The organism is Adlercreutzia shanghongiae (assembly GCF_035830635.1).
Classification (GTDB): domain Bacteria; phylum Actinomycetota; class Coriobacteriia; order Coriobacteriales; family Eggerthellaceae; genus Adlercreutzia; species Adlercreutzia shanghongiae.
In genome coordinates this window covers 331,044-353,927 of the sequence record NZ_JAYMFI010000001.1, presented here as the reverse complement: position 1 = coordinate 353,927, position 22,884 = coordinate 331,044, and the positions used below count along the sequence as shown (strand labels likewise).

Annotated in this window: 17 protein-coding genes, 1 pseudogene and 1 riboswitch; of the genes and pseudogenes, 9 read left to right on the top strand and 9 right to left on the bottom strand. The window is 62.9% G+C overall.

Features of this window, described 5'->3' with window-relative positions:
- Positions 1 to 56: 56 nt before the first annotated feature.
- The gene (locus tag VJ923_RS01600; RefSeq protein WP_326437840.1) at positions 57 to 1,742 is read right to left on the bottom strand and encodes an FAD-dependent oxidoreductase; all 1,686 of its coding nucleotides are present in this window, start codon (positions 1,740 to 1,742) and stop codon (positions 57 to 59) included.
- A 274-nt stretch (positions 1,743 to 2,016) separates the two neighbouring features.
- Here VJ923_RS01600 and VJ923_RS01595 point away from each other — a divergent pair, with 274 nt between their 5' ends.
- On the top strand, positions 2,017 to 3,414 hold the full coding sequence (locus VJ923_RS01595) for a helix-turn-helix transcriptional regulator (RefSeq protein WP_326437838.1): 1,398 nt from the start codon (positions 2,017 to 2,019) through the stop codon (positions 3,412 to 3,414).
- A gap of 271 nt (positions 3,415 to 3,685) precedes the next feature.
- Here VJ923_RS01595 and VJ923_RS01590 read toward each other — a convergent pair whose 3' ends face one another.
- Both VJ923_RS01590 and VJ923_RS01585 read right to left on the bottom strand, forming a co-directional pair.
- Entirely contained in the window at positions 3,686 to 4,153 is a 468-nt protein-coding gene (locus tag VJ923_RS01590; protein WP_326437836.1) for a hypothetical protein, read from the bottom strand.
- 122 nt (positions 4,154 to 4,275) lie between these two features.
- The gene (locus tag VJ923_RS01585; protein ID WP_326437834.1) at positions 4,276 to 4,848 is read right to left on the bottom strand and encodes a GNAT family N-acetyltransferase; all 573 of its coding nucleotides are present in this window, start codon (positions 4,846 to 4,848) and stop codon (positions 4,276 to 4,278) included.
- A 160-nt stretch (positions 4,849 to 5,008) separates the two neighbouring features.
- On the opposite strand from VJ923_RS01585, the gene VJ923_RS01580 reads away from it, so the two are divergent.
- Complete coding sequence (locus VJ923_RS01580; protein ID WP_326437832.1) at positions 5,009 to 5,434, top strand: hypothetical protein; 426 nt, start codon at positions 5,009 to 5,011, stop codon at positions 5,432 to 5,434.
- Between the two features lie 436 nt (positions 5,435 to 5,870).
- Here VJ923_RS01580 and VJ923_RS01575 read toward each other — a convergent pair whose 3' ends face one another.
- Positions 5,871 to 7,328, bottom strand: a complete 1,458-nt coding sequence (locus VJ923_RS01575) for an alanine/glycine:cation symporter family protein (protein ID WP_326437830.1) — start codon at positions 7,326 to 7,328, stop codon at positions 5,871 to 5,873.
- A gap of 63 nt (positions 7,329 to 7,391) precedes the next feature.
- Positions 7,392 to 7,509: riboswitch (glycine riboswitch) on the bottom strand.
- Between the two features lie 281 nt (positions 7,510 to 7,790).
- Between VJ923_RS01575 and VJ923_RS01570 the strand changes: the two genes are divergently transcribed.
- A complete protein-coding gene (locus VJ923_RS01570) occupies positions 7,791 to 8,462 on the top strand; it encodes a SanA/YdcF family protein (RefSeq protein ID WP_326437828.1) in 672 nt (223 codons plus the stop codon).
- 64 nt (positions 8,463 to 8,526) lie between these two features.
- On the opposite strand, the gene VJ923_RS01565 is transcribed toward VJ923_RS01570, so the two are convergent.
- The gene (locus VJ923_RS01565) at positions 8,527 to 10,275 is read right to left on the bottom strand and encodes an FAD-dependent oxidoreductase (RefSeq protein ID WP_326437826.1); all 1,749 of its coding nucleotides are present in this window, start codon (positions 10,273 to 10,275) and stop codon (positions 8,527 to 8,529) included.
- Positions 10,276 to 10,531: 256 nt separating this feature from the next.
- On the opposite strand from VJ923_RS01565, the gene VJ923_RS01560 reads away from it, so the two are divergent.
- Complete coding sequence (locus VJ923_RS01560; protein ID WP_326437824.1) at positions 10,532 to 12,037, top strand: helix-turn-helix transcriptional regulator; 1,506 nt, start codon at positions 10,532 to 10,534, stop codon at positions 12,035 to 12,037.
- Between the two features lie 289 nt (positions 12,038 to 12,326).
- On the opposite strand, the gene VJ923_RS01555 is transcribed toward VJ923_RS01560, so the two are convergent.
- Positions 12,327 to 12,530 (bottom strand): hypothetical protein, encoded by a 204-nt coding sequence (locus VJ923_RS01555; RefSeq protein WP_326437822.1) that lies wholly within the window; start codon positions 12,528 to 12,530, stop codon positions 12,327 to 12,329.
- Between the two features lie 160 nt (positions 12,531 to 12,690).
- On the opposite strand from VJ923_RS01555, the gene VJ923_RS01550 reads away from it, so the two are divergent.
- Together VJ923_RS01550 and VJ923_RS12245 are read left to right on the top strand one after the other, a co-directional pair.
- Entirely contained in the window at positions 12,691 to 13,287 is a 597-nt protein-coding gene (locus tag VJ923_RS01550) for an ATP-binding protein (protein WP_394355960.1), read from the top strand.
- Positions 13,170 to 13,589: pseudogene (locus VJ923_RS12245) on the top strand (DUF4143 domain-containing protein); the annotation flags it as partial. The gene VJ923_RS01550 and the pseudogene VJ923_RS12245, both read left to right, overlap by 118 nt.
- A gap of 333 nt (positions 13,590 to 13,922) precedes the next feature.
- Here the strand turns inward: VJ923_RS12245 and VJ923_RS01545 are convergent.
- The gene (locus VJ923_RS01545; RefSeq protein ID WP_326437820.1) at positions 13,923 to 16,577 is read right to left on the bottom strand and encodes a DEAD/DEAH box helicase; all 2,655 of its coding nucleotides are present in this window, start codon (positions 16,575 to 16,577) and stop codon (positions 13,923 to 13,925) included.
- A gap of 136 nt (positions 16,578 to 16,713) precedes the next feature.
- Between VJ923_RS01545 and VJ923_RS01540 the strand changes: the two genes are divergently transcribed.
- The gene (locus tag VJ923_RS01540) at positions 16,714 to 18,069 is read left to right on the top strand and encodes a Na+/H+ antiporter NhaC family protein (protein WP_326437819.1); all 1,356 of its coding nucleotides are present in this window, start codon (positions 16,714 to 16,716) and stop codon (positions 18,067 to 18,069) included.
- Between the two features lie 77 nt (positions 18,070 to 18,146).
- Here the strand turns inward: VJ923_RS01540 and VJ923_RS01535 are convergent, their stop codons facing one another.
- Positions 18,147 to 18,908: a DNA/RNA nuclease SfsA gene (locus VJ923_RS01535; protein ID WP_326437817.1), complete on the bottom strand. Its 762-nt coding sequence runs from the start codon at positions 18,906 to 18,908 to the stop codon at positions 18,147 to 18,149.
- A gap of 8 nt (positions 18,909 to 18,916) precedes the next feature.
- Positions 18,917 to 19,855 (bottom strand): gamma-glutamyl-gamma-aminobutyrate hydrolase family protein, encoded by a 939-nt coding sequence (locus VJ923_RS01530; RefSeq protein WP_326437815.1) that lies wholly within the window; start codon positions 19,853 to 19,855, stop codon positions 18,917 to 18,919.
- Positions 19,856 to 20,033: 178 nt separating this feature from the next.
- Between VJ923_RS01530 and VJ923_RS01525 the strand changes: the two genes are divergently transcribed.
- Positions 20,034 to 21,179, top strand: coding sequence for an aldo/keto reductase (locus tag VJ923_RS01525; protein WP_326437813.1), 1,146 nt, complete (start codon positions 20,034 to 20,036; stop codon positions 21,177 to 21,179).
- 181 nt (positions 21,180 to 21,360) lie between these two features.
- Positions 21,361 to 22,875: a flavocytochrome c gene (locus tag VJ923_RS01520; RefSeq protein ID WP_326437811.1), complete on the top strand. Its 1,515-nt coding sequence runs from the start codon at positions 21,361 to 21,363 to the stop codon at positions 22,873 to 22,875.
- Positions 22,876 to 22,884: the final 9 nt, after the last annotated feature.

Below are 22,884 nucleotides of genomic sequence, written 5' to 3'. Positions count from 1 at the left end.
ATGCGGGCCCGATCTGGAAAGGGCGCTGCGGCCCTGCGGTATAGCTTTGAACGTCGCTAGAGAGTTGCCAGGTGCTCTCCGAGGTTCTTGCCGAACGTCACGCATCGGCCCAGGCTGACGCCCGGCACGGGGGCCTCGATGTAGTCAACGCCGAACAAGCCGGCGGCAACATTGCCGACTCCGTACAGGCCCGGGATGGGGTTGGCGTTCTCGTCGAGAAGCTGGTGGTTGACGTCCACGTTGAGGCCGCCGACCGTCACGCACATTTCGCTGAGCATGCGCAATGCGTAGAAAGGCGGCTCTGCGATGGTGGTCATAAGCTCGCGGCGTTTTCCGAAGTCGAGGTCGTTGCCCGCCTCGGCGAGCTCGTTGTAGCGTGCAATGGTTTCCTTGAGCGATTCCAGGGGAAGCTCGGTTTTCTCGGCGAGCTCTTCCAGCGTGTCGGCCATAACCAGCGAGCCTGACTCGAGCTCGTACTGCAGCCAGGCCTCCTCGTTTTCGACGCTCCAGGGAGTTCCTAGCTCGCGGAAGTCTTGATCCCAGCTCATGCCGCCGGACACCTCAAGGCTCGCGGGAATCTCGGTGCGCCATTTCGCATCGAAGATGGACCAGGAGGTTCCGTTCGGCTGCTGAAGCTGATTGATGCACATGTTGACCGAGTCGCAGTCCTCGTTGCAGTAGCGCTTGGCAAGGTTGTTGACGTGCAGATAGAAGTACGGGTAAGTCATCGGCAGAAGCATAAGGGGCTGAGGTCCCATCTGGAAGACGCCGCCGGCCCAAAGGCCCATGCGATGTCCCAAGCCCGTGCCGAGCGAGACGTTGCTGTAGTCGAGGGGGTTGCTGTAGGAGGCGAAGTCGAACTCGGTGAGCTCTTCCATCATCTCCTCGTTGGCGCCGAAATCGCCCGTCGCCAAAACGACGCCCTTCGATGCCTTGTAGCGCACATAGCTTCCATCGCCCTTCGACGCGATGACGCCGGTGACGCTCTCGCCCTCTTTCTCGAGCTGCTCGGCCGTCGTGTTGGTCAGATACTGGCCTGACGCCTCGACTTCCTTGCGAAGGCACGTGATGATGTCGTTGCCGCCGAACTGGCCCTTGGAAGGGTCGTATAGCGGGCCGTCGGGGAACTCGATGGGGCGGATGTAGTTGTAATAGGTGTCGCTCTCGCTCTTCATGGCCGCCAGCACGGGTCGGCACCCCCAGTTGACGGCTTTCTCGACGACCCAGTCCAGCGCCGGGCCGCTTTCGCGAACGAAGTTCAGAATGATGTCCGGACGCACGCGGTTGGCCGACATATGAGTCCAGTCGCGAACCATCTGGTAGATTTCCTCATCCGACAGCTCCAATCCGGCTTCTTTTGCCAGGGTGGAGTTGATGCCGCCGAAGTCGAAGCCCATCATGCGGGGCTCCTCGTTTTGCTCGAGCACGATGACGCTCAAGCCGTTTTCGATGGCCGCGGCACCCGTGCTGACTCCGGAAATGCCGCCACCGATGATGACGACGTCCGCTTCGACCGTGTCGGTGATCAGGCTCTCGTCAATGGGCTCGGGAGCCGTGCGCCAGGAGCTTTTGGCATTGGCCTCGCTGGTTGCGGCGAGCGCTTCGGGGTCGGAGCTTTGCTTGGGGGCGCAGCCAGCGAGCAAAACAGTTCCTCCTGCCAATCCTGCAGCCGCTGCCATGTGCAGGAAGTTGCGGCGGTTAAGCTGGGGACCCTCCGACGGAATATAGCCGTGTTTTTCCATTCCCTTTTCCTTTCGTAAGTTTCCGTTGCTCTTTTGGAGAATTGCGGTTTCGCCAAAAGACGGGACGACTGTAAAGGCGCACCGAGGAGTTTGAAACCAAGAGAAATGAGTGAAATACGGGAAAATCTCTCTCATGCAAAATGAGTGAAATCTTATTTCTCCTGTTCAGGGCCATGGCTGAGATCACGTTCGAAGAGAGGTAGCTCTATAATGGGGAAAGCTTGCAATGAGGCGCATTTAAGCGACTGAAGAGGCGAAAAAGGGAGGGCATGGCATGGGAGGCGGTAAAGGTAGTGGCTTCTTTGCAGCGGCATTCGCGATTGGATTGGGGCTGTGCTGGGCCTCTCAGGAAATGGTGGTCCTCTGCGTTTCGCGAAGTCTTGGCGCGCCGGATATTCCTACTTCAACGTATCTGACGCTTCGGCCCCTTGTGATAGCCGTGGGGCTTCTATTTGCGATGGTCGGTCCGCGTGGAAACGTGTTTATGAAACGAGGCGCCCTCTACGCCGTTGCGAGCGTCGGTTTGATTGGGGTGTTCGTATTCGCGCTGTTCGCCCAGGTGCCCCTTCTCATGCTGGCGGGCTTTTCCCTGTTTGTAGTTGCCGCCGCCATCGTCATGATTTGTTGGCTGAAGGCGCTCTCGGATAGTCCGGAGGATATCGGACGGCGAGCAATTGTGGTGACGGCACTGGCCTCAACGGCCGGAACCTTATTGTGGACGCTTGACGGAACGGTACTTGTCCTGCTTGCGGCAATCATGTTCTCCCTGAGCTCCAGCATCCTCGTTGCCGCCTCGGCGCGGACGCCTGCTGCCGATTCCGGCGATACTGCCGACGTGAAGCCGCTCAAATTGGTGCCTTGGCGCTGGGCTGCTGTGGTAGGCGCAGGGGTTCTCATGACGAGTTTCGGCTTTCTTCAGTTCACGGTTTACCATTACTCTCACATTGACAACACGCCCCATGAGTTCTTTGCCCATGCGCTCGCGCTGCTCATGCTTTTATTTGTTCTGTATGCTGCCCGCGACAGAGAGCCGGCCATCGGATCGAAGCTCGCCGTCACAGCGATGCTGTTCGCCTTTGTCTTCATGTCTGTGTATAGGGATTTTGCCTGGTTCTCCACGGTGCTGGTCGAAGCGGCCGAGGGCATGTTCGAATTGGTGATTTGCTATGTGCTGATGGACTTCGTGAGGCGGAACAGTCTGTCGGCGTGGCGCGTTTTTGGATGGAACACGGTGTTTACGGGGGCCGCTCAAGCGCTTGGCTCGGGACTCTCGGTTGTTGAGCATTTTTTCTTTTCGTCAGATGCGTACTCGGTGCTAGGACTTTTGCTCGTCTCGCTGCTCATCGTAACTGCGATTTGGCTTTTGAACGATAAAACAATCGCAGGCTTTCTTTGGGGGGATACCCCCATTTCCGGAGAGGATGCAGCGGCGGGGGAGCTGTCGTTTGACGAGAAAGCCGCGGCAGTATCAGAGGCCTACAAGCTAACTGCGAGGGAGTGCGAGGTCATGCTGCTCTTTGCTAAGGGGCGCAGCTCGTCATTTATCGCTGAATCTTTTTGCGTGAGCACCAACACCGTCAGGTCCCACATTGTCCATATTTACGCGAAATGCCTCGTTCACTCTCGACAGGAGCTTATATCGCTCATCGATAACTGGGTGCCCGAAAGCTGACAGCCTCGTATGCAGCGACGGGAAATTTTGCAGAGAGGCGCCTTGGTTGCTGAGCATTTTTTGAACTCGGAGTCTACGTCATCCCGCCAGTTTGTAGGAAGTGCTACGGCCGCCCGCTGTTTCGTCTCGCACGAGCAGGCCTTTGGCTATAAGGTCGTTGATGTCGCGCAGCATGGCGATTCATGCGGCGATTGGCAATCTATTCACCGCATAATTTGCGGTGAATAGGGAAGAAGCGTAGGTTGAAGCGGGAGTTTGCGCAGCGCTGGGCCTATAGCTTCACGACGACATCGGTGGGACCCGACTCGGTGGCATTGATGAGGACGATTGAGGAGGGACCGGCGATGTCGCCAGTGCTCAAGGCGTAGAGGCCCGGGCTGCTCACGGTGACGGAGCCGAGCTCGTCGGCTTTCAGGGTGCGGTCGCGCGAGGGGATGATGGTGCCATCTTCGGCCACCGACGCCGCGCCTAGATACACCTCATCGCCGCCCTCCACGGCAAACGTGAGGCCCGTTTCGATAGCGCTGGCGGAACCGGCACCCTCTGCGGCAATGCGTCCGTCGCTGTGGCACGAGGCGCACTGCTCGCCCGACTTCGTGATGGGATGGTTGGAAGCGCAGCCGCCCAGGGTGAAGAGGCCCAAGCCCAGGCAGCCTGCCAGCATAAGGCGCAGCAACGCGATTTTCCTACGGAGCGCGGCAGAGGGGGAAACGGTGGTCGGGGACGCGGTGCGGGCCATGAAATATCTCCTCATGAAATCGGTGCCAGTGCCCGCAGTGTAGCATGACGCTTTTGCTCGCCCATCATACGGAGAAGAGTATTTCGTCAGCAAAAGAGGAATCGATCCATTCCCGGACGACGCTAAAGTGCTTTTTCGAAGATGACGAAGCCGCCGTCTGGGTCATCGGCGTAGGGGCCGGGACCGTAGCTGAGGCAAGCGCGACCGAGGTTCGCGAACCCGAGGGCCTCGTAGGTGCGCTGGGCGCCGAGGTTGTCAACGAGGGTGTCGAGGCGAACGGCGCGCACGCCCTCGTCGCGCAGGATGTCCTCCACGGCGGTAAGGAAGGGCCGGGCAAGACCCTTGCCGCGGAAGGCCGGATGCATGGCGAACAGGTGCACCACGGCCGCCTCTTCGGGTGCGGCTTCAACCTGCCAGGCCACGTTCTCGTAGCCCGGCGCCGGCGCGCGGTCGGCGATGAGCGCGCCGGCGATGTCGCCGCCCGCCATAGCGACGAAGAGCGCTCCGCTTGCGGCGGCTTCCTTCAGCTGGTGCGCCGCCGGATGGGTCCCTATGACCCAGCGCGGGTTGTTGTCTGTTCCCGCGACCGCTTCTTGTACGGCGCGGTACATATCGAGCAGGGCGTCAACAAGCTCGTCGGTCGCCTCGCCATCCGCGAGTCGTAGGATGCTCATGGATGTGCCCGGGTTCGCCATAATGGTCCTCTCAATCGTTTTCCTACGCCATTGCGCCGCCAGTTGCGCAGGGGAGGGGGTATTGCTAAGGTTTGGGGCAGATGATACCTCATGGAAGGCTGGTATGCAGGGTTTTGTTCGCTGCGTCGCCGGTCGGGAAAAGAGAGCAAGGCGCAAAACGATGGTCAAACGTGAGAATCTGCTCGTGATAGCTGGGCTGTTTTGGATATTCGCCGGTGTGAACGTGGCTGGCATCGGCGTGCGGAGCTTCTTCGAGACGGGCTCGTCGGCCTGGCCGTGGATGCTCGTCGTCATGGCGGTGGTCTTTATCGGCTTCGGACTTATGTTTCGCAAGGTGTCGCGCAAGCACGCCGCGCGCATCATGGCCCACCCGTGTGATCGCGTGAGCTTCATCCATACCTTTGATGCCAAAGGCTACCTCATCATTGCCGTCATGATGGGCGGCGGCATTGCACTGCGCGCCTTCAACCTAGTGCCCCAGGAGTTCATCGGCAGCTTCTACCCCGGTCTTGGCGCCGCCCTCGCCCTTACCGGTGCCACCCTCATCGCCGCTCGCTGGGGCAAGGGTCCGGCCCTGGCCAGGTAGGTGGAACGCCCTCGGCTTCCACGCAAAGGGAATCTCGTCTCATGGACGTGCGGGAAACCCCGTCTCATGAGCATGCGACAGCACCCTGCCGGCTCTCCGCAGGACGCTCGCCGCTTTTGTTCCGGAAATATGAAATATAGGGCTTATGTTGCAGAATAGGGGATGCGTGTCCATATCGCGATTATTTGCCCAAGCGAAATTTTTTCTAGCCAAATAACGGCGAGATGGACACATTTTCAGCTGCTTTGGACGCCGTGCGAGCAAGAGGGGAGCAATAATCCCCTGGTCAGAGGCTTGCGCATTCTTGCTCTCTTTGCGGAACGTGTCCACATCGCGATTATTTGCCCAAAAAAGAGCGGGCCGTCGCGATGACGACCCGCTCCTGAGGAACGGATGCGCTTGGCTTGGTGCGCGCTTAGCAAAGAGCTCGGAGAGCTTACTTCAGGCGGTTGGCGCGGGCGCGGGCTTCGTCTTCCAGCTTCTCCTCGGCAACATCGGTGGCTTTCTTGTCGTGCTTGGCGTTGGCGATGGAGAGCACGGCGCCAGACAGGGCGAACAGCGCGATGGCGTTGGGGATGACCATCAGCTGGTTGAACATGTCAGCCATCTCCCACACCAGGTCGTTGGAGAGCAGCGAGCCCAGGAAGATGAACACGAGCGCGATGATGGTGAAGGGCAGCACGGCCTTCTTGCCAAAGAGCCATTCCACATTCAGCTTCGCGAACAGGTTCCAGGAAAGAATCGTCGAGAAAGCGAAGAACAAAAGGCAGATGGCCACAAACCACGCACCGGGGCCAGCGCCGAAGAACTGGCCGAAGGCGAGCTGGGCGATGTTGGTCTTGGTGATGGTCTCGGCGGTGAGCGTGGCGTAGTCGCCCGTAGCGAGCATGCCGTCGCCGACGTAGAGCACCGACAGCACCACGAGCGCGGTCATGGTAACCACCACGATGGTGTCCACGAACACGCCGATCATGGCCACCACGCCCTGCTCGTGCGGGTCGCGCACCTCGGCGAGCGCATGGGCGTGCGGGGTGGAGCCCATGCCGGCCTCGTTGGAGAACAGGCCTCGCTTGGCGCCCTGGCTGATGGCGGCGATGATGCCGAAGGTGGCGCCGCCCACGGTGGCCGCGGGGTTGAAGGCGCACTCGAAGATGAGCGCGAAGGTGGCCGGGATGGCCGGGGCGTTCATGACGAGCACGATAAGCGAGCCGAGCACGTAGAGAATGGCCATGACGGGCACGATCTTCTCGGTGACCGCGGCCAAACGGGACACGCCGCCGATGAACACGATACCGGCCAGCACGACAATAATGAGGCCCATGACCCAGGTGGGCACGCCGAAGGCGGTGTTCATGGTTTCAGCGATGGAGTTCGACTGCACCATGCAGCCCATGAAGCCGAGCGCCAAGATGATGGCCACGGCGAAGAAGCCGGCGAGGAACTTGCCCCCGTTGCCCTTAAAGGCGGTGGTGATGTAGTACACCGGGCCGCCGTGCACGGTGCCGTCCTCATCGACCACGCGGGTCTTTTGGGCCATGACGGCCTCGGCGTAGTTGGTGGCCATGCCGAGCAGGGCGATGATCCACATCCAGAAGATGGCGCCCGGGCCGCCCACGATGATGGCGCCGCAGGCACCCACGATGTTGCCCGTGCCCACCTGGGCCGCGATGGCGGTGGACAGCGCCTGGAACGACGTCATGCCGCCGCCCTGGTTGCCTCCGCGCAGGCTGAAGTCGCCGAACACGCGGCGCCAGCCCTCGCCGAAACAGCGGAACTGAATGGCCTTCGTGCGCACGGTGAACCAGATGCCCATGCCGAGCAGCAGGATGATCAGGATGTAGTTCGAAAGATAGTTGTTGATGGTGGTAACGATACCAAGCAATGCCTCTTCCACGGCGTTCCCTTCTTCTCGTGAGAAAGCTCTGGGGAACCCATGGGTGGCAGGCCGAAGAAGCCGTGTCGCCGCTCTGTCCGTTTGCCTGAGAGATTCGGCCCGCTCCGCTTCGCGAAGCTATCCGCTTGCGCGGGGCCTTGCACCTTCGGCACTCACTTAAGAGTTCTCCAGAGTTTTCTCCGCCTCCGGTTCGCCGCTCACGCTCGCGCTGCACCTCTCGGCTTGCGGTCGCTCGGGCATCCCGAAGACATCACAGAAATGTTGACTCGGCCACTATACGCTTCGCCGCCTTGGCAATCAACAACTATTTTGCTCAACGTTGCACGCCGTGTTCGCATTCCCTGCGAAAGGCAGCGCTGCGGCGGCGCAGGAGCCCGAAGGACGCTTACCTTTTCCTTAACTTACGTCCATCTGATCGCTGCGCGCGGTATATTCGTTTCGGACGTTCAAGGAGGATGCGAAATGGGTACGTGGCTGAAGCGAATCGGGCTGGGTGTTCTGGCGCTGGCTGTCCTCGGGGCTGTGGCGATCTTTGCGATAGATGCCCATGTGCGCTCCTCTGCTGAGTCGCGGATTGTGACCGCCGACGAAGCGGCTTCGCTTGGCGATGTCGATTGCGTGCTGGTGCTCGGATGCGGGGTGCGTCCCAATGGGCACCCGAGCGACATGCTGGCGGACCGCATTGCCCAGGGCGTTGCGCTGTACGAGAACGGGACGTCGCCGAAATTGCTGATGAGCGGCGACCATGGTCGCTCCGACTACGACGAGGTGAACGCCATGCGGGATGTGGCCGTGGAAGCCGGTGTCCCGGCCGACGACGTGTTCATGGACCACGCGGGCTTTTCCACCTATGAGAGTATGTACCGGGCGCGCGATGTGTTCCAAGCGAAGCGCATCGTGATCGTTTCCCAGAAGTATCACCTGTACCGCGCTCTTTATGTGGCGGAGCGGCTTGGGTTGGATGCCTACGGCGTTTCGGCCGACCTGCGGCCCTACGCCGGCCAAGAAGCCCGAGATCTGCGAGAGATCCTGGCCCGAGACAAGGACTTTTTCACGTCCCTGGTGCAACCACTGCCGACGTTTCTCGGCGACCCCATCTCGTTATCGGGAAGCGGCAGCGCCACCGAGGGGTGAGGTTCGCCCGTCCGCGCCGGGGAGGGACGACGCGGACGGGCCCGTGAGGGGGGAGCAGGAGGGCCTACAGGTTATCCTTGATGTGCTTCACGGCATGGCGGGCGAAAGTGACGGTGCGGCCGTTCGCATTGCCGATGAGCAGCTCGGGGTAGGAACCGGCATACAGGCTGCCGGAGCAATTGCCCACGGCGTACAGACCGGGAATGGGATCCTGTGCGGCATCCAGCACGCGTCCGTGCTCGTCGATCTTCAAGCCGTCAATGGTGCACAGCACGTGTCCGCCGAAGTAGGCACCCGTGAAGGGCGGCGTGGTCAGCGGCAGCAGATCCTTCGCTTCTTTGCCGAAATCGGCGTCCTCGCCGGCTTCGCAAAGCTCGTTGTAGCGCTCGACGGTGGCCTTGAGCGCATCGGCGGGCATGAGCAGCTTCTCGGCCAGCTCTTCCAGAGTGTCGGCTTGCTGGATGATGCCCATTTCCATGCCCTGGGCGATCATCATGTCGTTGGCCTCGAAGGTGAGGCCCTCGCCGTTGGGGCGCCCGTCGAGCAGCGTGCTTTCCGAAGGCACGATGCGCGAGCAGCCCAGGGTGTGGAAGGCTCGGATGTGCTCCTGGTAGTTCGCGTCCCAGATGGTGGCGATCTTGTTCTCGGGCTGATAGGTGGCCACGAACAACGGATAGTCGTAGGGCGCGCTCTCGCAGCAGACGCGCTCGCCGCGCATGTTCACGCGCAGGAACGGCTGGTCGCCCATCCAGCAGGAATTGCCCTCGTAGGGGGCGCCCAGGGGAGCGTCGGGGGCGATGGCGGCGCGCGAGAAGGTCATGAGCGTGGGAATGGCGTCCTTCACGCCGCCGGCCCAGATGCCGGCTCTGATGCCCGAGCCGTCGTTGCCCATCTGGGCCATAGATACGCCGCCGATGCAGGCGGACTGGGGATTCAGCTCGGCTAGCAGATCGGGGTCGGCCTCGTAGCCTCCGGTGGCCAGAATGACGCCCTTCGAGGCGTTGATCTGCTTGTAGCCGTCGGCGTCCTTCACGATGGCGCCGGTCACGGTGCCGTCGTCTTCTTGGATGAGCTGCACCAGTTCGGTTTGGTAGCGTACATCGGCGCCCTTCTCCACGGCGAAGTCCATGAGGTAGTCGCTCACTCCCGGCAGGGCGTGCATCATGGCCGCCGGATCTCCCGTATCACCGGCCTTCGCCTGGGCCTCGGCCATCTGCTCCTCGGTGTAATCGCAGACGAACCCGTGCTGGATGGGGTAGACGGGCCATACGCCGTGGAAACCGCTGCCGGTATCGGTCTCGAAGAACGGGTTCACGCCGCGATCGGCCACGGTGTCGGAAATCCAGTCGAAGGTGGCGCCGCCCTCCTCGATCCACGTGCGCGCGACGCGCGGGTTGCAGAAGCCGTTGGTGTAACGGGTCAGCTCGTTCATGACGGCCATCTTGTCGGGGGTCACGCCGTACTGCTCGTCGATGCGCGAGCCCACAACGCCTACGAAGGTCTTAATGGAGCCGTGGGATGCCCCTTTGTCGATGGTGATGGCCTTGACGCCTTCCTCGGCGGCTGTGGCGGTGGCGACGATGCCGCCCGCACCGCATCCGCAGATGAGCAGCTCGCACTCCTCGGTGGCGACGAGATCGAAGCTGTCGAGGGGCGCCGGTTCGCCGTACCAGGTATTGCCGGTGGTGGCGAGGGCTTCCTCGGCGACGGGCTCTCCGGCACCCGATGCGCTCGGGGCGCAGCCGACGGCGGTTCCGGCGGCTGCGACGGCTCCCGCGATAAGGCCGCCCTTGATAAACGTTCTGCGATCCATGATCTCCCCTTCCTGTTGTCGTGGATGGCAGGCGCCGGAGGGAAAGTGCGGCGCCTATGGACCAAGCTAGCGCCGCAGCGTCCGCCATGCATCCCCGAATAGGTGCCATTGCTTATCCCCAAAAAGTGCTATTTTGAGAAAAGTCCAGATCAGGCTCATGGGCAAGAAAAGGTGCGGACAAGCTGCCATGGTAGAATGAACCGAGGGAGGCAGCGGGGCGCCGCGGCGTGCTTGCAGGCGGAAGGGTGCGGGAAACATGGCGATACGTGCGGCGAGGGAATTCGCATCGACGAGCTTGATGCTCGTGGGTCCGCTGGCGTTCGTCCAGACCCTCCTGTTCCGTCCGCGCATGCTCACTCCCTATATGTCGGGCGAGGAGCTCGTTGTCCCCATGGAGCTGCAAACGCTTGCGGCGGTTGTGGTATTTGCGGTGGCGTGCGTTCTCTCCGGTCGCCTTGCGCGGCATCCGCGGTTTGCTTCTGTGGTGCTCTGGGGCATCGCAATGCCCGCCGCCAGCGCGGCGTTGGTCGTGTCCGTGCGCTCGCTGTGGGTTCCCGTGGTGGTGGCCGCCGTGTTGGCGGCATCGTGCGGCGTCATGCTGCGCACGACCCTTGCCTGGCACTCGCTCGGTCGCGAGGCCACCTTGGGGGATTACGCCCTCAGCACCATTGTGAGCCTTGGGGCATCCTCGCTTCTCGTGCACGGGGGCTACATGGTGTCGGCAACCGATGCGGACGGCACTGTTGTGCTCGCGGTTATCGTGATGCTCTCGGGCGCGGTGGCCGCGGCGGCGCTGGCAGGCGGTCGGAACAATGCCGCGCCGTCTGCGTCCTCTGCTGAAGAGGGCGACGGCGCTTGCCCTGCGACGTCGCCGGGTACGGGGCGCGATTGGCTGGATGCCGCCCGTGCCGCCCTGCCCGCAGCTCCGGCGGGGCTTATCTGTTCTCTGAGCCTCGGTACGGCCTTGGCCGATCCTTCCGTGGAGGAGGCGGTGCGCTCGCTGACTCCGTTCACGGTGGGCGCCATGGCTGCGGTGGGCTTTCTCGCGGTTCTGGCTTGGCGATGGAATGCTCGCTCGGAAGAGCAGGCGGGCGAAGTTATCTTGTTCATGACGGTTCCCTGCGCACTGGGCGTGCTCGTGTCGATCGTGCTGCACGCGGCGCCGTTCTCGGTAGTCTATGCCGTTGTGGCGTGCTCGAACCTGCTGTTTTTGGCGCTGCTCTGGATCGACATGCTCTACCTCTCGGAGCGCCGGTTCTCCGGCTCGTCGGCATTGCCCGTCGTCGGCCTTGTGGCGTTGCTCGCGGTATTCTGCGCGGGAATGCTCGTGGCGCATCTTGTATCGCCTGCGGTCTATCGGCTGGCGGCTCCTTGCGCCGCGCTCGCTTACCTCATGTACCTGGTGTTCTACTTCCAAAGGGAGCAGGCGCTTCCGGCTCCGGCTGTCCGCGACGCATTCTCCGTCGCCGAGGGACGGAACAGCGATGGGTCGCCGCGCTCCTTCGCCGAGTTGCGCGCCGAGGCGTGCGCGGCCATGGCCGCCGATTTCGTCTTGTCGCCGAAGGAGGGGGAGGTCCTTCCGTTGCTGGTAACGGGGCTTTCCGCGGCGGCCATCGGTAAGCAGCTGTTCATTTCCCACGAGACGGTGAAGACCCATAAGTACCACATCTACCAGAAGTGCGGTGTGCACAATTTCGAGGAGATGCTGGTCCTGTTCGAGCGCTATGCCGATGAGGCGGGCGCCGATGGAGCCGAGGGCTGAGACGGGCCGACGGCATTAAGGGCACGGGCGTCGCCTGCGAACTCGATGCCTCCGAATTGCTTTAGAAATGACGGGTAGCGTAGTTTCTGCACAAGGTTTACGCGGTGCTGAAATTGCTGACCTGGGAAAACTTCTGAGTGCTGCCGCAATCCGCACCCCCAGGACTACGCTAACCGTCGTTTTGCAAGCAGAAAGTGGGTTGGGCTAAACGCCGGCATCGCCCGAGCTGGGAGAGAAGGCTCGGGCGATGCTTTCGGGAATGGGAGGGAGTTGATGTGGTGCGGAGAATCTACAGGTTGTCCTTGATGTGCAGGATGGCGTGGCGGGCGAAGGTGAGGGTTCGTCCCATGGCGTTGCTGATGTAGAGCTCCGGGTAGGTGGCCGCGTAGAAGCTGCCCGAGCAATTGCCGGCGGCGTACAGCCCTCGATGGGCTCGTTGGCCGCGTTCAGCACGCGCATGTCCGGGTCGATTTGCAGGCCGTCGAGCGTGCACAGCAAATGTCCGCCGAACAGATGGCAATCATCCAGTCCTTTTCTTGCTTTTCGTTTCGTGAGAATTAGATAGTTTCATACTTCCCATTTCGTAATGACCATCTGAAAACGAGGAGTTAGAGCATGCTTTTCAAACGGAAAGCCTACGAGGCGCTTTTGGATTGGAAAAAGGGCAACGGGGAATCTTCGATGAGGTGCAGCGCTTCCCCGTGGCTCGCAGCTATATCAAGCAGCTCGTGGCCGATGGCCGTTTCGATTACATGGAGACGGGCTCTCTCATCTCCATCAAGAAGAATGTCGAGGATATCATCATTCCCTCAGAGGAGGACAAGGTCGAGCTTGGTCCGCTCGACTTCGAGGGGTTCCTTTGGGCCACGGGCAACGCCGCCTTGGCCGATCTGATTGTTGGGTGCTTCCAATCCGGGCATCCGCTTCCCGATCCGCTGCATCGGAAGGCGGGTCAGCTGTGGCGCGAGTACATGCTCGTAGGAGGTATGCCCCAATCGATTTCCGCTTATCTTGAGACGAGTGACTTCGCCCAGGTGGATCGCGTAAAACGTCGTATTCTCGGCCTCTATCGCGAAGACATCATGAAGTTCGGGGGAAGCGATGCTTCCCGGGCCACCGCCATTTTTATGCCATTCCCGGGCAACTCGCCAAGCACGAGAAGAAGTTCACGCTTTCCTCGGCCTCGCCCGATGCCCGCTATCGCGAGTATGCCGGTGCTTTCTTCTGGCTCGCCGATGCGCGCATGGTGAACCTATGCGTTAACGTGACTGACCCCCAAGTCGGGCTCGATCTGTCGGCGGAGGAGTCAAACTTCAAGTGCTACCTCGGCGACACGGGACTGCTCTCGACGCTTGCTTTTGGCGATAGGAAAGAGACGAGGGACAACCTGTACCGGCATATACTGTCCGATAAGCTCAATATCAACGAAGGCATGCTCGTCGAGAACGTCGTGGCCCAGCAGTTGAGTGCCAATGGATACAAGTTGCGCTTCCATTCCCGTCGCGACGATACGTCGGCCGCCGATACCATGGAGATCGATTTCCTCATCGTCCGCGAGTACGTCAACGCCGGCTTGAAGCCGCGAATCAGCCCTCTTGAGGTGAAATCGTCGAATCGCTTCAGCACCCGGTCGCTTGACAAGTTCAAGGCGAAGTATGGCAAAAAAGTGAGAACTGAGTACATCTTAAGCCCCCGGCCTTTCTCCAAAGAGAGTGATCGCGTGCAGCTACCCCTCTACATGTCGTTCTGCCTGTGGCAGGTGCCCTCCCTGCGATGCTCGGTTTTCGCCATCGCTGTCACGCCCGTTTCGCTGGGGGACAGGCTGCGCCGACCTCTTTCTCCGCCAGTGCCAGGCCCGACTCGTGAAGGCGAGGACTCCCAAGTTCTACTCCGCCAGGTCCTCCACGAAGCCGACGCGGTAGTTCTTGAAGATGACTTCGCCCTCTTCCTGGGTGGCGTCCAGATCCACATCGGCCTCGATGCGGAAGTCGCCGGCGCCGTCCTCGTCCAGGAAGATTTGGCGCACATGCCACAGGTGCTCTTCCCGCTCCGGGCCCTCGTCGATGACCAGGTAGGCGGCGCTGCGCGCATCGCCGTCGATGCGGATCTCGCTGTGCTCGGCGAAGTAGTCGTCCAAAGCCGCGTCCCAGCGGCGCTCGCCGTATCCCCATTCCTCGTCCAGGTTGCCCAGCTCGCGGGTGCGCTCGAGCGCGGCCAGGCGCACGCGGGCGAACAGCGCGTTTCTCACCATGACCTCCATGCCGTGACGGTCGGCCACCACGGCGTCGGGTGCCTGCGGGGGCGCGCCGGCCCCGGGCAGCTCGCCGGCGCTCTCCCACGCGTCCACCAGCGACGAGTCGGTGGTGCGCACCATGAAGCCGAGCCAGGCGATGATGTCGCGCAGGCGCACGTCCAGGGTGTCGGGCGGCAGGGTGCGCACGAGCACGCGGAAGGCATCCGACAGGTAGCGCAGAAGCGTCCCCTCCGACTTCGCGATGCCGTAGCGGCCGATGTAGGTCTTGAAGTCGCTCGCCGTCTCCACCATGTCGCGCAGCACGCTCTTGGGCAGAAGCTCGTAGTCGCGCGCCCACGGCACGCCCTGGCAGTACAGCTCGAAGGCGTGGGCGAGAAGCTCTTCCAAGGGCTTGGGGTAGGTGATTTCGGCGAGGCGTTCCAAGCGCTCCTCGTACTCCACGCCGTCGGCCTTCATGGCGGCCATGGCCGCGTCGCGGGCCTTGCGCTCTTGGGCCCGCAGCACCTTTGCGGGGTTTTCCAGCGTTGCTTCCACCAGCGAGATGACGTCCAGCGCGTAGGTGCCGCTTTCCGGATCCAGCAGGTCCAGCGCCGCCAACAAGAACGGCGAAAGAGGCTGGTCCAGCGCGAAGTCCTCGGGTAGATCCACGGTGAGCACGTAGCTCGGCTCGCCGGCTTCGTCCTCTTCGCGCACCACCACGCCCGCTTCCAGAAGCGTCGCGAAAATCTCATCGGCCCGAGCGTTCAGCTTGACTTTCTCCTCAGGCGTCTGGGCCGAGTCGGCGATGAGCTCGTGCACGTTCTTCCAGGCGTCGCCTCCGCGCGATACCACGGAAAGCACCATGGAGTGCGTGATGCGCATGCGGGGCGTCAGCTTCTCGGGCGGCTTCTCGATGAGGTGCTCGAAGGTCTGCTTGTTCCAGCTGACGAAGCCCTCGGGCGGCTGCTTCTTCTTAATCTTCCGCAGCTTCTTCGGATCGTCGCCGGCTTTCAAGACGGCCTTGTGGTTCTCGATCTCGTGCTCGGGGGCTAATGCGATCACCATGCCCTCGGTGTCGAACCCGGCGCGGCCCGCGCGCCCCACGATCTGATGGAACTCGCGGCTGCGCAGACGGCGCATCTTTTGGCCGTCGAACTTCGTGAGCTGGGTGAGCACCACGGTATGGATGGGCACGTTGATGCCCACGCCCAGCGTATCGGTGCCGCAGATGACCGGCAGCAGCCCCTGCTGGGCCAATCGCTCCACCAGCAGGCGGTAGCGCGGCAGCATGCCCGCGTGATGCACGCCCACGCCTGAGGCGAGCAGGCGCTGCAAAATCTTTCCGAAGGGCGTGGTGAACTTCGTGCCCTTCATAGCCTCCTTGATGGCCTCGCGCTGGGCCTTGTCCGACACGCCGTAGCTGGCGAGGGACCGGGCGTTTTTCAGCGCCTCGTCTTGGGAGAAGTGCACGATGTACATCGGCGCCTCGTCGGCGCGCAGCCCCAGCTCGACGGTGGCCTCTAGGGTCTCGAAGGTGTACTCGTAGGAAAGCGGCACCGGGCGCGGGGCGTGCGCGACGCAATCGACGGGGCGGCCGGTGCGCTCTTCCAGGGCGCTTGCGATGTCGGTGACGTCGCCGAGCGTGGCGCTCATGAGCAGAAACTGGGCGCGGGGCAGCGTGAGCAGCGGGACCTGCCAAGCCCAGCCGCGGTCGGGATCGGCGTAGAAGTGGAACTCGTCCATGATGACGCAGGCCACCTTCGACGCGGGACCCTCGCGCAACGCCTGGTTCGCGAGAATCTCCGCCGTGCAACAGATGACCGGCGCCTCGGTGTTGATGGTGGAATCTCCCGTGATCATGCCCACGTTATCGCGGCCGAGTACATCCACCATGGCGAAGAACTTCTCGGACACGAGCGCCTTGATGGGCGCGGTGTAGTAGGCGGTACGTCCCGTGGCCACGGCCATGAAGCACAGGCCCAGCGCCACCATGGACTTGCCCGAGCCGGTCGGCGTGCCCAGGATGACCGAGTCGCCCACGGCCAGATCCATCAGGGCGTCTTCCTGGTGGGGCCACAGTTCGAGTCCGCGCGAGTCCACCCATTCCAAAAACACTTCTAGCGCTTCTGAGGGCGTGAGCAGCTCTCCCTCGCCGGTCTCGGCCCAGGGAAGGCGCCAGCCGAGCGAGCCGGGGGCGAAGGGGTCGTCGGGCGCGGCGCCGAAGCCGTCGTCTGTTGCGTTGGCAGGCTCCCCGAAGTCCTCGGGCAGCTCGTAGGTTTCCGTTGCGGGCGCGGTGGCAGGTTCCATGGCGTTCCTATCGTTGGTGTCTTAAGCCCATTATAGAGAAGGCGGGGCGGCACCGGGCGCGGCCTTCCAAAACACTGATATACTAGCGTTTCGCCTTTGGGCGGTTTTCGAAAACAACGAAGGAGTTTGGGACGTTATGGCGGATAAAAAGGGAAATGTGGCGGCGCTTTTGCCCATCGGCGTGTTTCTTGTGCTCTATCTGGGGCTCGGCATCATGTTCGAGTACGGCATGGGCATCTCCATGGGGTTCTACAACATCCCTATCGTGGTCATCTTCCTCATTGCGCTTCTGGTGGCGTGCTTTCAGAACCGCAAACTGCCCTTCGATGACAAGCTCGTGATTATGGGGCGCGGCATTGGCGACAAGACCATCGTCACCATGATTCTCATCTTCATGGCGGCCGGCGTGTTCGTCGGCACTGTGGGGCGCGACTCGGCGGAATCGGTGGCCTATCTCATGTTGTCGGTTATCCCGGCCGAGTACTCGGTGGCCGTGCTCTTCGCGGTGAGCTGTTTTGTGTCCCTTTCCATGGGCACCTCGGTGGGCACTATCACGCTCATCACGCCCATTGCCGTGGCGGTGTCCGCGGCCTCGGGCTTCTCCATGCCGCTGTGCGTGGCCTCGGTCATGGGCGGCGCCATGTTCGGCGACAACCTGTCGTTCATCTCCGACACCACCATTGCCGCCTGTCAAGGCCAGGGGTGCCAGATGAAGGACAAGTTCCGCGAGAACTTCAAGATCGCCCTGCCCGCGGCCATTGTGACGCTGGTGATCATCCTCGTGCTGTCCTTCGGCACCGACATCTCCGGCACGGTGCAAAACGACTACAACCTGCTCGAGCTCATCCCGTACCTCATTGTGCTCGTGGGCGGTATCGTGGGCATCAACGTGTTCGTCGTGCTACTGCTCGGCATCATCTCCGGCTCCATCATCGTGGTGGCCGAGGGGGCCGTGGCCGCCACCGACCTGCTCGGCAACATGGGCACGGGCGCGTCCGGCATGTTCGAGACCACCATGGTGGCTGTGCTGGTGAGCGCCATCTGCGCGCTCATCCGTGAGAACGGCGGCTTCGTGGCGCTCTTGAACGGCATCAAGCGCGCCTTCCGCGGCCGCAAGGGCGGCATGCTGGGCATGGGGCTTCTCGTGGGCGCCATGGACATCGCCACGGCCAACAACACCGTGGCCATCGTCATGGCCAACCCCATCGCCCATGAGATGGCCGAGACCTACGACATCTCCCGCCGCAAGACGGCGTCTCTTCTGGACACGTTCTCCTGCGTCTTCCAGGGAGTCATTCCCTATGGCGCTCAAATGCTCGTGGCCATTTCCGCCTGCACCGAGCTCGGTTTTGAGATTTCGGCGTTCCAAATCATGCCGTTTTTGTTCTATCCGTTCTTGCTGCTGGCCAGCTCGCTCGTGTTCATCTTCCTCGTGCCCGACAACCGCGGCTATGTGCCCAACCACACGGCCGCAGAGGCGGAAGAGGCGTAGGAGCCCGATAACAAAGATGCGCGGAAGCGGCGGGCTGGGCTCGCCGCTTTTTTATGGGGGAGGGGGCTTGGCGGCGCCTACCACCTTTCCAACTCGTAATAGCGCTTGAGGGCCACGCCTTCGGGCGTGACTTCGAAGTCGGCCTGCCATAGCTCCACGCCGGCGGCGCGGCAGGCGTCCACGGTGGCGAGCACTTCCTCGTAGGTGGTGCCGTGGTAGTAGCGGAAGCCGAAGTTGTCGTAGTAGAGGCAGTACAGGATGACGGCCCGCTCGTGGTTTGCCAGCGAGGCGGCCAACTCGCGCAGGTGGCGCATGGCGCGCTCGGTGGAGCTGAAGGGAACCTCGGGCAGGCGCGGCACGTAGGCGGGAATCTCGGTCTGCATCTGCACGAGGGGCGTCTTCACTTCCAGGTACAAATCGTCGTTCACGAGGAAATCGAGGCGCGACGAACCCAGGGGTACCTCGCGGCGCACGCTGGCAACAGGCCCGGTGATGGCCGCAAAGGCGCCTTCGCGCAGGTAGTGCTCCACGTAGCGGTTCGAGGCGTTCTGGTTGATGCCGATCCACTGCTTGGCCGCATCATGGGGCTGCTGCAGGGAATAGGCCTCCACGGTCAGCGGCATCTTGCGCTTGGAGTTGTGCGAGTCGGACACCAGGCAGGGGCGGCCGGTCAAATCGAGACCGCCGATGCGCGACACTGCCGGACAATGGCAGCGCACTACCTCGCCGCCGCCGAAATCCACGTCCATGATGAAGCGGTTTGGTCGCGTGAGAATGACGCCCTCGCGCAATGGCTCGGGGAAGCGCAGCGGCGGGACGTCGACGGCGAGGACGCTCATGGCGGGCGCTAGGCCTCGGCTTTGGCGCGGGATGCCGCGGCCAGGGCATTGAACAGGCCGCAATGGCGGTCGAGGTATTCCGGGTGCCATTGCACGCCCAAGAAGAAGGGCTTGGCGGGATCTTCCACGGCCTCAACCACACGGTCGTCGGAGCGGGCGGCCACAAGGAGGCAGGGAGCCACGTGGTCGATTCCCTGGTGGTGCATGGAGTTCACATCGAAGGCCCCGGTGGCGCCCACGACCGATTCAAGCAGGCTGCCCTGGGCGATGGTCACCTGGTGGGTGAGTCCGTAGTAGGGCGGCTGCTGGCGGTGGCGCTTTTCGGTGACGCCGCAGTTGTACAGGTCGCGGTAGAGGCTGCCGCCCAAAGTGACGTTCATCACCTGCATGCCGCGGCAGATGCCCAGTGTGGGCAGGTTGCGCTCGTGGGCGAGGCGGGCAAGCTCCAGCTCGAAGCCGTCGCGGTCCTCGCAGACAGCGAGCAGGCCGTCCAGGCAGGGGATGGGTGGACGGCCCGTGGCGGGCAGCACATCGCGGCCATCCAGGGACTCCACCACCTCCACCGACGAGGTGCCGTCCATCGCTTCTTGGAAGGTGCGGTCGGACACGTAGTGTCCGCAGAAGGGCACCTCGGCGCCGGTGGAGCGGCAGCGAGATGAGCAGCCGCAGCTCAGGCCCTCAAGATCATCGATGCCCATCTCGTCGCGGTTGGCGTTGGGGGCGGGCACGTAGTAGCGCGGGTGGATATCGCCGCCGCCGGAGATGACGAGTCCATCGAGCATGTCGATGACGCGGCGGGCGTGTTCGCGGTTCGCATCGGCCCCGCCCTCGATAGGCGTGAGCAGCACAGGCACCGCCCCCGTGGCGGCGACGCGGTTGATGTACTCCACGTTCACGCGCTGGAAGCCGTCGGCCTCGTTGAGCGTCGTTGTAATTCCGATAATCACAGGGGGTGTTCCTTCTTGCTCGTTTCGCATCTTCCGAAAATACCACCCTGAGTGGTGCGCTTCAACCGCCATCGGCCAAGCATGCGCAAAAGGTACGCCGAAAGGGGCGTTCCATTGACTTGGAGTTCGCTCTAAGTGTTTAATGGGCACAGGCAGGATTCCAAGGAGAGGAGCGTCTGTGGAGTATCGCGAGTTGGGCCGCACGGGCCTGAAGGCGAGTGTCATCGGGTTCGGGGCCGAGTGGATCGGCAAGATGGAGCAGGCCGAGGTGAACGCCATGGCCGCCCGCGGAGCGGCGGCGGGCGTGAACATCGTGGACTGCTGGATGAGCGACCCGGCGGTGCGCTCGGCTCTCGGCGAGGCGCTGGAGCCCACGCGCGCGCAGTGGATCATCCAGGGGCACGTGGGCAGCACCTGGCAGGATGGCCAGTACGTGCGCACGCGCGACCTGTCCCAGGCGCCCCCCGCCTTCGAGGACCTGCTCGCGCGCCTGCGCACCGACCATGTGGAAATCGGCATGATCCATTACGTGGATTCCTGCGACGAGTTCCGCTCCATCATGGCCGGCGACTTCATCGGCTACATGCGCGAGCTTAAGGCTGCGGGCAAAATCGGCCACATCGGGCTTTCCACCCACAATCCCGAGGTGGCCCTGCTGGCGGTGGACGAGCCGGAGATCGAGGTCATCATGTTCTCGCTGAACCCGGCCTTCGACATGATGCCCGCCTCGGAGAATTTGGACGACCTGTTCGGCGACTACGAGAATGTGTCCGGCGACGGCATCGAGCCTGCGCGCGCCCGCCTGTACGCCCGGGCCGAGGCGGCCGGCACCGCTATCACGGTGATGAAGGGCTACGCGGGCGGCCGTTTGCTGTCGGCCGCCTCGTCGCCCTTCGGCGTGGCGCTCACGCCCGTGCAGTGCATCCACTACGCGCTCACGCGGCCGGCCGTGGCCAGCGTCATGGTGGGCGTGGAAACGGTGGAGCAGCTGGACGAGGCCCTGGGCTACGAGGGCGCCTCGGCCTCCGAGCGTGACTACGCCAGCGTGCTGGCCGGCGCGCCCAAGCATGCCTACATGGGCCAGTGCACCTACTGCGGCCACTGCGCGCCGTGCGCCGTGGGCATCAACATCGCGCTCGCGAACAAGTTCGCCGACCTGGCGGTTATGGCCGACGAGGTGCCCGCATCGGTGGCGGCCCACTACAAGGCCATGCCTGCCACCGCCGCCGCCTGCATCGCCTGCGGCCAGTGCGAGCCCCGCTGCCCCTTCGGCGTGCCCATCGTCGAGCGCATGGGGGCGACCGAGCGGCTCTTCGGCTGCTAGACGATGACCGCGCGGTGACGGTTTCGCTTCGTTGCCATCGAGGTCATGACGGTCTGCCCGCGCGGTCTCAACGCTTGGTGAACAACTCATCTATCAGGTGTTTTCCCAACTAAAGTAGTTCCAGATCAAAGGACCTTGAAGGCTCTGATGCGCACAAGGCGTAATCGAGAAAGGAACTACCATGGCTGGGAATGCGAAAACATCGTCAGTGGCGGGAAGTGCTATTAACGGTGCCTCCGGTGCGCCGCGTCTGACGCGACGCGGTTTTCTGACAAGTGCCGGAGCCCTTGGCATACTGGGTCTGGCCGGCTGCGCGCCGCAAAACATCAGCTCGCCCGCCGATCGAGATCCGGTGGAGAACAACGACTACGATGTGGTCATCGTGGGTGCCGGCGGCGCGGGCCTGTCGGCGGCCATCGCGGCCCACGATGCGGGCGTTGAAAACGTCGTCGTGCTGGAGAAGATGGGCGTGAACGGCGGCAACACCAACTACTCGTCCAGCGGCATGAACGCATCCGAGACCAAGTTCCAGAAGGAGCAGGGCATCGAGGACAGCACCGACCTGTTCATCCAGGAAACGTTGGACGGCGGCCACAACGCCGGCGACGAGGAGCTGGTCACTTTCATGTGCGAGAATTCCGCCGGCGCCATTGACTGGCTGGACGGCCTGGGCATCACGCTGGACAACATCGGCCAGACCGGCGGCATGTCCGTCAAGCGCTGCCATCGTCCCACCGACGGCTCGGCCGTGGGCGCGACGCTCGTGCCCGGCTTGGTGGCAGCTGCTGCCGAGCGCGGTATTCCCATTCGCAACTTGTGCGAGGTCACCGAGCTCGTGACCGACGACGGTGCCGTAGTGGGCGTGGTGGCCAACGACAACAATACCCCCACCGTCTACAACGCCAAGGCCGTCATCCTTGCGGCGGGCGGCCTGGGTTCCAACCCCGAGATGATCGCCCAGTACCGCCCCGATCTGAAGGACTTCGTCAGCACGAACCAGCCCGGTGCCACCGGCGACGGCTATCGGCTCGCCGAGAAGGTGGGCGCCGAGCTCGTGCAGATGGACCAGATCCAGATTCACCCGACCGTGGAGCAGACGACCCATTCACTTGTGGCCGAGGGCATTCGCGGCTCGGGCGCTATCCTCGTCAACAGCGAGGGCAAGCGCTTCTTCGACGAGATGTCCACCCGCGACAAGGTGTCGGCTGCCGAGCTCGCCCAGCCGAACGGCGATGTGTGGTGCGTGTTCGACCAGCAGGTCTACGACGCGAACAAGGCCGTGACGAAGCTGGAGAAGCAAGGTCTCGTGACCGAGGCCGACTCGGTGGCCGGCCTGGCCGAGGCCATCGGGGTAGATGCGGCCGCCCTTGAGGCCACCATCGCGGCCTACGATGCCGTGGCCGGCGGTGCGGCCGACGAGTTCGGGCGCACCCAAGGCTGCATCGTGTTCGCTGACGGTCCCATGTACGCCATCAAGGTAGCGCCGGGCATTCACCATGAGATGGGCGGCATCAAGATCAATGTAAACAACGAGGCGCTCGACGCCGACGGCAACCCCATCCCCGGCCTGTACGCGGCCGGCGAGGTCACGGGCGGCATCCACGGTAACAACCGCATCGGCGGCAACGCCGTGTGCGACATCGAGGTGTTCGGCAAGAACGTCGGCGAAGTGGTGGCGTCGCGCGTGGTGGCGTAGAGCGCGCCA